The sequence below is a fragment of the Aequorivita sp. CRS11 genome (genome assembly GCF_059693805.1).
In genome coordinates, this window is record NZ_JCATIG010000001.1 from 156,398 (window position 1) to 168,947 (window position 12,550).

Annotated in this window: 12 protein-coding genes; 3 read left to right on the plus strand and 9 right to left on the minus strand. The window is 37.5% G+C overall.

The annotated features are described in order from the left end of the window. Positions 1-45 precede the first annotated feature (45 nt). Entirely contained in the window at positions 46-3,492 is a 3,447-nt protein-coding gene (locus AC58DT_RS00680) for a M36 family metallopeptidase (protein ID WP_497214830.1), read from the minus strand. A gap of 208 nt (positions 3,493-3,700) precedes the next feature. Here AC58DT_RS00680 and AC58DT_RS00685 point away from each other — a divergent pair, with 208 nt between their 5' ends. Both AC58DT_RS00685 and AC58DT_RS00690 read left to right on the plus strand, forming a co-directional pair. Next, positions 3,701-4,234 (plus strand): RNA polymerase sigma factor, encoded by a 534-nt coding sequence (locus tag AC58DT_RS00685; protein WP_497214832.1) that lies wholly within the window; start codon positions 3,701-3,703, stop codon positions 4,232-4,234. A gap of 6 nt (positions 4,235-4,240) precedes the next feature. Then, complete coding sequence (locus tag AC58DT_RS00690; RefSeq protein WP_497214833.1) at positions 4,241-5,035, plus strand: anti-sigma factor; 795 nt, start codon at positions 4,241-4,243, stop codon at positions 5,033-5,035. Between the two features lie 203 nt (positions 5,036-5,238). Here AC58DT_RS00690 and AC58DT_RS00695 read toward each other — a convergent pair whose 3' ends face one another. From AC58DT_RS00695 to AC58DT_RS00705, 3 genes are all read right to left on the minus strand, one after another. Beyond that, positions 5,239-6,519, minus strand: coding sequence for a tetratricopeptide repeat protein (locus AC58DT_RS00695; RefSeq protein ID WP_497214834.1), 1,281 nt, complete (start codon positions 6,517-6,519; stop codon positions 5,239-5,241). Positions 6,520-6,610: 91 nt separating this feature from the next. Beyond that, entirely contained in the window at positions 6,611-7,237 is a 627-nt protein-coding gene (locus tag AC58DT_RS00700; RefSeq protein WP_497214835.1) for a DUF4331 family protein, read from the minus strand. Between the two features lie 30 nt (positions 7,238-7,267). Then, entirely contained in the window at positions 7,268-7,954 is a 687-nt protein-coding gene (locus AC58DT_RS00705) for a DUF4331 family protein (protein WP_497214836.1), read from the minus strand. A 150-nt stretch (positions 7,955-8,104) separates the two neighbouring features. Between AC58DT_RS00705 and AC58DT_RS00710 the strand changes: the two genes are divergently transcribed. Then, positions 8,105-9,328, plus strand: coding sequence for an LETM1-related biofilm-associated protein (locus AC58DT_RS00710; protein WP_497214837.1), 1,224 nt, complete (start codon positions 8,105-8,107; stop codon positions 9,326-9,328). Here the strand turns inward: AC58DT_RS00710 and AC58DT_RS00715 are convergent, their stop codons facing one another. The 5 genes from AC58DT_RS00715 to AC58DT_RS00735 all read right to left on the minus strand — a co-directional run bounded on the left by AC58DT_RS00715 (position 9,329) and on the right by AC58DT_RS00735 (position 12,537). Beyond that, positions 9,329-10,084, minus strand: coding sequence for a LytR/AlgR family response regulator transcription factor (locus AC58DT_RS00715; RefSeq protein ID WP_497214838.1), 756 nt, complete (start codon positions 10,082-10,084; stop codon positions 9,329-9,331). It abuts the gene before it with no gap. Between the two features lie 80 nt (positions 10,085-10,164). Next, positions 10,165-10,470: a 2TM domain-containing protein gene (locus AC58DT_RS00720; protein ID WP_497214840.1), complete on the minus strand. Its 306-nt coding sequence runs from the start codon at positions 10,468-10,470 to the stop codon at positions 10,165-10,167. A 73-nt stretch (positions 10,471-10,543) separates the two neighbouring features. Then, complete coding sequence (locus AC58DT_RS00725) at positions 10,544-10,798, minus strand: 2TM domain-containing protein (protein WP_497214841.1); 255 nt, start codon at positions 10,796-10,798, stop codon at positions 10,544-10,546. Next, entirely contained in the window at positions 10,798-11,109 is a 312-nt protein-coding gene (locus AC58DT_RS00730) for a 2TM domain-containing protein (protein WP_497214842.1), read from the minus strand. Before AC58DT_RS00730 ends, AC58DT_RS00725 begins: the two co-directional genes overlap by 1 nt. A gap of 99 nt (positions 11,110-11,208) precedes the next feature. After that, positions 11,209-12,537, minus strand: a complete 1,329-nt coding sequence (locus AC58DT_RS00735; RefSeq protein ID WP_497214843.1) for a 2TM domain-containing protein — start codon at positions 12,535-12,537, stop codon at positions 11,209-11,211. Positions 12,538-12,550: the final 13 nt, after the last annotated feature.

Genomic DNA, 12,550 nt, shown 5'->3' on the forward strand with positions numbered 1-12,550 from the left:
CGTCAAACAAATTGACGCGGGCTCTCAAAATTTATTAACCAGGAATTATTGTTTCACAATACGCTTCACAATGCTTGTATCTGCTGCATTTATTTTCACAAAATACATTCCTGTGGCAAGACTTTCCAAAGAGAAATTGGTTTCCATTCCTACTTCTTTTAAGTCTATTGTTTTAATCACTCTACCTTTTACATCTGTAATAACAGCGTTATTAAGCTGAGTAGTAGTTCTATTCAACAAGGTAAGTTCGCCTGTTGTTGGGTTTGGATACAATAAGATATTGTTATAAAATTCATTATCTCCAAGTCCTAAAATTTCATCTACAGTAACTGTGAAAGTACAGGTGTCTTCATTACCGGCACCATCAGTTGCAGTCATAGTCATTGTTGTTACACCGGGACCTACCATTGTACCAGCTGCAGGATCTTGCGTAATTACAGGATCTGGGCAATTATCAGTTGCTGTTGCATCACCAGTATAATCTGGCAATGTAAACTGCTCTCCTTGGTTTACTTCAACAGTAACATCTGCAGGGCAAGTTATAACTGGATCTTCGGTTTCAGCTATAACCTCTGCTATCGTACGTTCGCCAGGACATCCTGGAGTCCCTAAGTTGATATCGCTGTTTGGTGTTCCAAAATCAGCAGCTTCACAAGTTCCAGACCAATCAGCAGCTGTGTTTAAATCGCCAACTCTTCTGAAAGATCCCGAAGAACAATCTATTGATAAATTAGCTCCTACTCCAGTCCAGTCTAAATCAGCGGCAGTAATATTGAAACCAGATATGGTTACATTGAACCCAGCAATCTCTGCAGCGCTGAAATTCCAGAAAACAGAGTCAACTACTTCTCCACTTGGATCAATTATTAATATCCATCCTGTTCCAGAGTTATCCCAGAATAAGTTATTTCCCCAGTATCCAGAACCGCTATCGTCATTCCAATCCATAACTGAATTGGCGCCCATACTGCTCAAGTTCTTTACAATTGTGTTTACAGCGTTAATATCTGCATAAGGAGTATCACTAACGGCAACTTTATATCCTGTATAGTCTTTAGCTACACCCACGTTTTGAATCTCAAATCTATCTGGTGTTTCTAAATTAATTTCTGAAATAACCAATTGTGATAATGGGCCTGGAGCACTTTCCTGTGCATAAACGTCTATAGACCCAGTAGGTGTAAAGGTGTATGATTCACCTTCAAAAAGGAAGTTTCCTCCTGTTGGGGCATCAAACCATCTAATTACGTTGCTAGGATCATTAAGAGTAGCCGTAACGGTTACCGGTTCTCCCACACAAAAGTCTGTTACGCCCGTAGTAGTCGGTCCAGCCGGAACTGCAAGTACTTCAATTGTATCAGTTGCTGAAGAAGCCACAGAGCATGGTCCAGAAGGAACATCGTAAGTTATGGTGTGTACACCTACACCAGCTACTGAAGGATCAAATGTAAAGGTAGAACCATTTCCATCATCAGTTACTCCTGGGCCACTGTAAGTACCACCGCTTGGGCTACCGCCACCTAAATCAGTAAGAACGTCAGAAGATGCGCAAACTTCTTCAAGAACTGACAATGTAGCCGTTTGTGAAGGAGTGTCAAAAGCTTGTGTTCCATCACTTCTGCTACTAGAAGAACCTTGACTAGCACTGTAGCCTAAACCTCTCTTTGCAAATGCGTCCCAAAGAAGGCACTCATTCGCTCCACCATAGATTGCTTGGTCTGCGGCAAAAATTGCATCCCGACCGTCCACAAAACCTGGACTACAAGGTTGTAGTTTCATACCTTCAGTAACCAAAGCCAAAGCTTGAATGTTACCAGCATCTTGGCTTACATCTCCAGTAAAATTATAAATATCTGCGTCAAAACCGTGTTCGTCTATCAATGCCCAGGTTACTTCCCATAACATTTCAGCCCAAACTGAACCTACTCCATGAGGTACGGCCGCAGTCTTAATAAAATCATACGTTTGTGGGTTCACACCCATATCAGTACTGTAAGGATAGTCACGAATACCGGCACCTCCTTGGCCTTGGCCAAAAAGATATGTACCAACAGCTCTAGAGTCGGTTCCTGTGTCACCTGGTTCAATAGTCAATAATACACCAAAGAAATCACTCCAACCTTCTCCCATTTGTTCTGCATTTTGTAAACATCCAGAAGCTCCTGGGCCACCCGTTAAACGGTTTGAAATACCATGGCCATATTCGTGAAGAATTACCAAGTTGTCATAATCGCCATCTTTATCACCACAAATGTACATTTGCATTGTTGGGTTTGAACCGTCTGGAGGCGTACCGAAGTTTGCGTTACAAGTTCCAGAACCATCTTGGGCTTCCGCATTTACAGAGTCACTTCCAGCGCCTCCGTTTCCGTAGTTGTTTTCTTGAAAGTTACCGCTTATTTCATCAAATCCATATTGGTACATAATGTCGTGAAAAACATTATTCATATAAAAAAGGTTTGTGATTGCAGAATCCTCATATTGGTTTGCATTGGTATATGTTTGACTGAATGGATATCCGGTAAACTCTAGATCTGCACCAGCATTTGGCTGGTATCCCGGATTGTTTCCATCTTCATATGCATTTACATTGTTTCCTCGAGTTGTGGTATATTCAGCACCAGCAACGCCGTTTGTATCATGCCATCCGTATGGTGAAGCGGTAGCATTTGCAGGTTGAACCTCAATGGTGCGAGCTCCGTAATATGGGCTTTCAAGGGGCAATGCAAATACTTCATAACATTCCGTACATGCTGCAGTATTATCTGCTACAATCTCATCGTAATTTGGAATGTCATATAAGTTTGCGTTAAAATTCATTTCTTTCGTGTCGTTGCTGTGATCGTGATGAATTGCACAACTTACCATCCAGTTGGCTTGGTTAGCTATTTCGCCTGTATTGGCATCAATTCTTAAACTCCACCAGTCTTGTTGACTTTTTTCTTGAATTGAAATATCCCAAGTTAAAACCAACTCATTATTGTCGTTTATAGCATACATCAGCCTTGCGGGTATGGGACTTAAGGAGATTCCGCCGTCGCTCAATAATGTTTTTCTGTCAACTCCCTCTGCCCCTTGCAATACTGAAAGAGAACCGGTAAGTGAATAATTCAAATGTCCAGCTGCTGCTTGAACAGCCTGAATAGCCGTAAGTGCAGGAGAACTTGAACCTTTTCGCTTTTGAGAAGTGTTTTTAATAAATTTACTGTCTTTTGAAATTACACGTCCATTTGACGCAAGATGGATACTAGATTCAGTACCATAAATTTCAATTCCATTAAGTAGCTGTCTAAAGTAAACGTGCTGAATACCGCTCGTTCTACTTTGGGTTTCGCTCGTTACTTGCCACTGTGCATCCTGTGGCAATAAATCATTTTGCTCTACATAATGATTTAGTTGTTGGTCGATTGCTCCTGAAAAATTCTGAGCAACCATTGTGCCCGAAAAGACGAGCAAGATTGCCAGGAATAAACTCCGGGTAACTTTTTTCATTTTTTTGATTTGTTTAGATTAATATTAGACTTAAGATGGTTAAGTTCTGTAAAGCTATTAAAAATTAATTTTTTCACAACTTTTTCTTAAAATTCCATTGAAATTTAACACAATACATCCATCAAGTAAACAATTTTCTAGGTGCAGGTTAACAACAAAGGGTCTTCTCAATAATTTCACTACATTTACTTTCAAAAAAAAATGTGCCATGGAGCAACCCAATGATCTCATTATAGAGATGCAAAACGGGAACGAGAAAGCTTTCTCCCGATTATATACTATGTATAGCGAAGCCATTTACGGAATAATATACAGTATTGTATTAGATGAAGAAACAGCTGAAGAACTTTTGCAGGATGTCTTCATTAAAGTATGGAACAACGCCAGTTCATATTCTGTAAATAAAGGCAGGTTTTTCACATGGCTTCTAAACATTGCACGGAACACGGCAATTGATGAAACCCGATCAAAAGCATTTAAAAACTCCCGAAAAAACCTAAGTACGACAAATTTCGTAGATATATTATCATCCTCCGATAGCTTAAACAGAAAAACAAATACAATTGGCATTAAAAAATTTGTTGACTCGCTCAAGCCTGCATGTATAAAAATAATAGACCTTTTATATTTTAAAGGATTTACACAAGCGGAAGCTTCAAAAACATTGGAAATACCATTAGGAACATTAAAAACACGAAACCGAACCTGTATCAATGAATTGCGGGTAATGGTTTTAGGATAAAATATTATGAACCCCGAAGAATTAATAGCATCAGGAAATTTAGAACTCTACGTCTGCGGTGCCTTACCGGAAGATGAAGTCTTGGAAGTACAAAAGGCAATTCAGGATTTTCCCGAAGTAAGACACGAAGTAGAACTTATCGAACAATCTTTATTGCATCTGGCAGAGACCGTAGCACCACCAGTTCAAGCAATGAGCTGGACCGCTATATTGAATGCTATAAGAAATGACAACAATACTGAAGAAAGCAAAGTAAGATCAATTAACTGGCCTGCAATAACTGGCTGGGCGGCAGCAATTCTATTTATGGGCGGAATCATGTGGATGCTGAAACAAACCAATGATCTAAATAACTCAATTCAGGTAACAACCACAGAGAATACGGTTTTACGTGAAGAAAAATCAAAAGCTGAAAACGAATTGGCTGAAAATAATGAAGTTCTTGAAGTTTTAAGATCAAAAGATTATCAAGTTTATACACTTCCGGGTAACCAAGCAGTTGCTCCCGAAGCATTTGCAAAGGTCTATCTTAACAAACAGGAAAACATTGCATACATAGATACCAAAGGACTCCCTACTCCGCCACGAGGTAAGGTGTATCAAGTGTGGTCACTTAAAATGGAACCGCTTACCCCCACAAGTATGGGTTTAATCTCAACAGAAAATGAAATGGGTGAAGGCATTTTTAAGTTTGTGAATTTCCCAGATGCTGAAGCTTTTGGGATTACCCTAGAACCAGAGGGCGGAAGTGAAATGCCAACCATGTCCCAGCTTTACACCTTAGGTGTGATAAGTATTTAAGAAAAAGATTAATCATAAAATCTGGGCTACTTCCAGATTTTTTTTGTGCATAAAATAAAAGCGTCCGCCAATGGCGGACGCTTCAACTAACAAAAAAACTCTGAAAACCGGATCAACCGGTTTTGTAAAATCTATCAATTTCTTGATAGATAACCAACCTCAACCATATTTACGTAAAATGGCAGGGTTTGGTTTTCAAATAATTATAATTTTTCGATTTCTTTAGCTTTTACTGGGCCTAATTCATAACTCGCACCTAAAAGTTCTTCTTTTAAAATAGCAACTTTCTTATCCATGCCATTAGCTTTATAAACCAATGCCGAATGAAAAAGAGCCTTAGGCTCTTCTGTTTTGCCTGCTACATACTCCTCTATTGTTTTTAAGGCAGCTTCTTTATGGCCCACTTTTAATTGTGCATACGCCAACAATTGATAGGTTTCGGGAGTAGCACGATTGTTAATTTCCATTGCAGCCAACTTCAATGCTTTTTCTGGATTGTTTTCAGCGTATAGATTAATTAAATACGTATTGTACATTGCTCCGTAATAAGGGTTTTCCACTTTTTTTAAAAACAACTCATATTGTTTTTCTTCTTCGGAAATATTTTCATTGTAAGCTGCTATTTCAGCTTTTAAAAGATGGTAATCTGGTGCTTTATGGTTGACCATAATAGAATCTAAAATTCTATTGGCTTCTTCTGTATTTTTTTCAGCAGAATAAACCATCCAAGCTAATTGCTTTTTTACGTAATGGTTGTCCGGCTCAAGTTCCAATGTTTTTAAGTAACTACTATAAGAGCCCTTAAGGCGGCCGGCGTGGCCATAAAAATCACCCAGATTACTGTATATCCACGATTTTAAACCTGAATTGTCACGTTCTTCGGCAATTTGTTTGGCTTGTTCCAGATATTTAATTGCCGCATCGAGATTACCATTGTGGTCGCTCCATTTTGCTAAGCGAATTAAATAATTGAAATCTTTTGGGTTTTTAATTTTTCCAAGCAGTGTATCAGCGCTTTCATAATTGCCCAATTCCATCGCCACATCAAAAAGCATCATTTCTGTTTCTTTTTTATTATCAGGATAGGTATATGCACTATCCAATAGTAACTGTGCTTCCTTAAAGCGATGCTGAGATATATAATTATGGGCAAGGCTACGCAGATAAATATCCTTGTTTCTGGCAGAAACATTATATGATTTTTTAATCAATTCTTCTGATGTTTTCAATTCTGAAATATTGCCCGTACTCCCGAAAAGCGCAGCATGTATTCCAGCTAACCGCGACATTTCCATCAAACGTGTGGTATCATCATTAAAACGATTTTGCCAGAACTCCAAGTCTTTCTGCACAGCATCTTTTGATGGAGTATTTGCAGTATTTAAATATTTATTATAGTCTTTGCTATCTGTAATTTTTTCCGTCTTTTCCTGACATCCAAAGAGAATAACAACCATAATTATTAGTGTGGTGAGTTTTTTCATAAGTTGAATATTAAATTTTGTTTGGCTTTTAATTTAGTAAAACAAAAAAGAGAACACTGGGGTTCTCTTTTTTGAGTTTAAATTAGGTCTATTAAAATGGTCCAGCCAAGTATGGGAAGCTACTTGAAAATGCAACATCATTCGTTGGCACTCCATCCCTTGTAAGCCCTGGGTTTTCATCACCCATTGGCCCACCAAAAATCAATAATAGTGATACATCTATAACATCATCACTCAAGGCTCTACCCGTAAGTATTTCTGTTCCGTTAAAATAGGTTGTGATTCCAGACTGCGCCAACCAAAGCACATCATTAGCGAGTACAGTTGTAAAAGTTGGTGCATCTAGACCTAAGGCATTACTAGTGTAGCCTGGATTTAAGCCCATTAACTTAGTTTCAAATTTTTCCTGAAAAGCAGCTTGCATCTGCGAAGGTACCGTTACGTTAAATGCATCTTTAAAACCATCAGTTCCAAAAACGGTGTTTATACCGGGACGGCCCATTTGGTCTTCTTGTACATAAGTTCCACTGAAATCAAGTACTAGTCCGCAAGGCTCACAATCGGGGCCACCGCAATCTACTCCTGATTCTTCCCCGTTCATAATTCCATCGGTACAGGTTTCCTGTGTTATTACGTTATCGTCATCATCTTTACACTGCACAAATAAAAGTGATGTTGAGATTGCAGCAAAAAGGGTTATATATTTTAATGTTTTCATCTTTTTTATATTTATTAAGGTTAGCAATTCTTATTGTTTTCTTTTGGCTTCTACCCATACGTTGTACATAGGTGTTGATGCCGCAAATGGATTTACACCAGTAGCACCACCAGGCAACATAGATTTTGGAAATTCTACCACAACGCTCAAAACATTAGTTCCGGCAAATGTGTCCATCCCAGGGTTGTTAAAGCTTGAGGCCGTTCCAGAAAGCACGGCATTATACTGATTAAAGTCAAAGAAGAATGGATCTTCGCGCGGTCCTGCAAAAAACTTCATTCCATCTTGCTCGGTAGTTTGCACGTCATCTTTGGTAGAAATTTTTACGCTCCTTCGTGTTGAAGTTGCAATTGTACTTTCCAAACCTTGCATTGCCGGAGCCGAAGGACCAAAGAAATACATAGAGTCACCTCTTTTAATTGCTTGAATCACATAATCTTCCTTAAGATCATTATTGCTGTCAATATTAAATTCTAATAATACCGTTTCATCAAAAACAGCTTCATCTGTAGGTTGGCCCGGAGGCAATAATCCCTGGACATTGGCAACAAATACAAAGTTGCTAGAGTTCTGTCCCTGAAAGGCGTAAAAGTCTGTAATATCTGCTGTAGTCCCTTGAACTGCTGGTGCGTCAATATGATCTGCGGATATTAAAAATATCGATAGTACGGCTACGCCTATTCCACCGATTACTGCAAAAAGTTTTGATTTTTTCATCTTTTTTGTTGGTTTATATTATTTATTTTTAATTGTTCGCTTATACTTACGTTTAAATGTAACTGCATGGTTTTTAAAAGTACGTTAATCTTTTGTTAACGTGAAAAACACTAGCTTTGACAGCTCTAAAATTACTCAATTATTTATACCATGAACCCCTCTGCCCCTGATTGGATATTGAAATTTTTAAATCTTTTCGACAGGAACGAACTCATTACTTCTTTTGAAAACGATCAACAATTTTATAATTCTTTAAAACAAACTGGATTTATTTACGGAGTCTCTGTAGCTGCTCTGCCAAAGAAGAGGCTTGGAAATTTGAAACTTACAAAAGAGGAACTCGCAAAAATAAACCTCTTTCACTCCTTACTTTTTTCTTTTTTTGAAAAAAATAAAAATGCGACAAATAAAGATGCAGTAGCAGATATTTTATCTTTTTACCAGCAGATGGAAAAAAGGAAAACAAGCTTTTTTCAGAAATTTTCACTTTCACAACGCCCAGAAAATACTTTAGAGCATATCCTTTCTACAAGATTGCAGGAAGCCAATACATTGTTGAAAAAAAATACGGTTTCATTATTAACCTATGCGCTTTTATACCTAGACGTCTTAGCCTATAAACAGTGGCAGGCAGACCCTGCGTCTGCAAAAAAATATTACAAGCAATTGGAAACCGTAATTTTAACTGGATGTTTCTACACCTTAAAGTCTAAAAAGAAAAAAACTAAGTACGACAAACTTCTCATTGAACTTTTTGAAACTTCTTCGCAATATATAATTGATGAAACCGAAGGTGGTGCTGCAACTTTTTTGGAAAGTCTAAATTATTTGAAGAGTAGCCAAAATTCTTTAGAAAAAAATTATCTGCTGGACCTTTGCTGCCTTACCGTTTGGGAAGATTTAAAGATGGACGAAATAGAACATCAATTTTTACAACAGCTCTTGGTTACACTTGATTATCCTGAAGCTGAGCTTCAGAAAAGTCTTTTGGCCCTCAACACCTTTTCAAAAAATTATACCGAAAAAATCCTGCTGTTTGAATATTCGCACCCAGTGAAACAGTTTTACAAGCAATCTGCCTCTACTGTAAAACTGTTGATTATAAGAAACAAAGACCGCTTAACACGTGAACTGGAAGAAAGCGGTGAATTGATGGTTTTGCTTGGGCAATCCACTCTGCGCGATCTTTCTGCAGAAGAAAAATCGAAAGTGAAAGAACAGTTATTGGATATTTGTAAAACCATCCCATCACTTACAATCTTTCTCTTGCCTGGTGGAACGGTTCTTTTACCCCTATTGGTAAAATTTATTCCGAAGCTTTTACCTTCCTCCTTTCAAGAAAATAGAATTGAATCTTCCAAAAAGAAAGGATAACTACTCCAGCCAAAGTTTAAAATCTTTTACCCTTTCACGAGCAACGATTACTTCCTGTTCCCTATAACTATTTAACTTCAATTGAAGCCGGGAATTTGTGTATGCTATTATATCTTTTATTGAATTAATATTTATGTAAAATTTTCGACTTATCCTAAAAAAGGTTTCTGGGGAAAGCTCCTGTTCCAGTTGCTCCAAAGTAGTTTCCAAAAGATAATCACGGCCATCCACCGTGTGTGCATACGTACCTTTGTTTTCAGAATAGATACACTCAATTTCATCTACCGAAATCATTTTAATGTGCTGCCCTATTTTTGTAGTAAATCGCTTTTTATACTCGCGCTCCATAGGGTTTACGAGCAATTTTTTAATATCCTCAAAATTGAGCTGCACATTTTTGTGGCTCGGTTTGAAGAATTTATACTTTTTAACTGCAGCCTGCAGTTCGGCTTCGTCAATAGGCTTTAAGAGATAATCGATACTATTCAGCTTAAAAGCCTGCAGTGCATATTCGTCAAAAGCAGTGGTGAAAATAATGGCGCTGTCTACTTCCACCGTATCAAAAATTTCAAAGGAAAGGCCGTCGCTCAGTTGAATATCGAGAAATATCAAATCTGGATGCTTGTTGTTTTGAAACCATTCCACGGCTTCTTCTACACTGTGCAGCATTTGGTTGACAACTACATCTTGTTTTTCAAGCATCCGTTGAAGGTAACGTGCAGAGGGTTTTTCGTCTTCGATGATCAGTACGTTCATTTGGTTGGTTTCTCGTTTCTGGTTGCAGGTTGCAGGTTGCAGGTTTCTGGTTTCTGGTTTCTGGTTTCTGGTTTCGATTTCTAAAGGTCTTCCTCTAAAAATTGCTTTATTTTTTTCTCCTCCCAGCGTTTTAGAAAGTTATTATTCACATTCATAACAAAGAAAACGTACAGGGCGTGCGACACCAAACCGATGCCCCAAAAAATAGCGGTAATGTAATTGCTCCAATGTGTAAAGTTTATTTCCTTAGCATTAAAAACATTGGCCGAAACAAGTATAATCGATATGTTAACAATTATATATACCGCCAAGTGACTGTAAAATCCCTTTAGGGTCTCTACCTTTTTTTTCGCCTTCAAATAGGCCAAGCTTTTTTTGGTTTCCATTGCTTTATAAGTTTTATTCTTCTTTCATGAATTTTTTAAACTGTCGTTCTTCCCAGTTTTTATGAAGGAAGATTTATATTGAAACTTTCGCCGCGTGAAATAGTAGTCCGATTCCCCAAAAAAATGGAACTATTAAAATATTCCAATCAACCCATTCCACAAAATTTTTATCATTTGATTCAATTTGAAAAAACTCCAGAACATTTCCTCTCACAATAAATAAAGCTATGTTTACAATTACATATACTATTAAATGCTTGTAAAATCCTTTTAATGCTTCTACCCTTCTACGGGCCTTTCTCCATTTTATGCTTTCAGAATACTCCATTATTTCCAATTATTTTTAGACTTTTGTTCTTCCTCTTCCATAAACTGTTTCATCTTTTTTTCTTCCCAGTCCTTACCTATGAAAGGTGCCCATCTAAATGTTTTTATGGCCTGAAAAAAGATTCCAATTCCCCAACCAAAAGCTGCCCATAAAAACCACGGATGGCGCAGTTCGTTTACATAATAATTAAGTCCCGCCAGAGCAGCAATAAAGACTATGTAAAACATTAAACTTGTGTAGAATTTCTTAATTTCTGCCACGCGTTGTTTGGCTTTAAAATATTTGTTGTCTTTATGATTTTCGGTTTCCATAATTGTGATTTTTTATATTATTTCATAAAGATAGCACTGGTTGAATTCTTTCAAAAAAAGAAGAAACCCAACTGTAGTTTCTTAGGGACGAACTGTATTCTATTCATCTTCGTCCATCAACTCACGTATTTTGCGCTCCTCCCAATCTTTTCCGAAAAATGGATTATAGTTAAAGGTTTCGGCAGCGTGGCCCATAACTCCAAAGCCCCAACCCACTATGGGAAAAAGCGCCCACGGAAAGCCGGCTCTCGAAATATAATTCAGGTATATAAACACGGGGGCCATCAAAATGTATAAAGTCAAGTGAATGTAAAATCCTTTTAGCTTTTCCACACGCTTTTTTGCGAGTTTGTATTTTTTTTCTGAAATAAATGTATCTGGTGTATTCATAATATGAAGGTTTTCGCCCAAAATGGGAATTGCTATACTGAATTCTTTTCGATTTTCGTTAATTATTACTGGGCGTTCCGTCAATAGTGCATATCTATCACGAATGTTCCGCAAACCAACGCCCGTGCTCTCTTTTAAAACCTGCTTTGGCTGACTGTTGTTGGTAACCACCAAATTGCCATTTTCTTCTTTAATTGTTATGTACAATTTTTTTGAAGGCATAACCTGATTATGCTTAACCGCATTTTCCAACAAAAGTTGAAGCGATAACGGGACTACTTTTGCTTGTGGGTTCTCCAACTTTGAAGGTGAAGTAAAAACAATACTATCCTCAAAACGTACCGCCAATAGCGACATATAAAGCTCCGCAAATTTCAATTCCTCTTCCAGGGTAACCAACTCCTTGTTTTTTTGTTCCAAAACATAACGATACACTTTGGAAAGCGAAGTAGTAAAACGTGTAGCGGCTTCGGGATTTTCTTCAATTAGGCTGGTAAGTACGTTTAAACTGTTAAAAAGAAAATGTGGATCCAATTGGTTTTTAAGGGCATCAAATTTTGCCGAAGCTGTTCCGGCAATTATTTTCTGTTCCTTTACAATAGTCTGTTGCTTATTTCTATAATAGTAAACCACGTAAAATACAGTGGTGACCACAACCGAAATGATAAACGATATATAGTAATACTGCATCTTTTCGGCAGCAATAAATGCTGAAAAGCCTTTTCCGTCTATTATGACTTCTGTTATAAATCGAATAAATAATAGTGCCAAAAGTGTAACCAGAATTCCTCCCAAAAGTCCTTTTAAAAGATTTTTTGTCTGAAAAACCTGGTTGGGGAACAATTTCAATAAAAAAACAAAATAATACGCATTAACCATATACAGTATTACGGAATACAATTGATTGTAAAGGAAGGCAAATAGAATATCACGCCAGTTATCATATTGGTATCCATTGGCATATTGAATCAAACCGAGGATGATGAAAACCAGGGCTCCCACGAAAAATGCTTTTCCAAATTCTTTTAAAATGCGCATAAATATTTTCCTT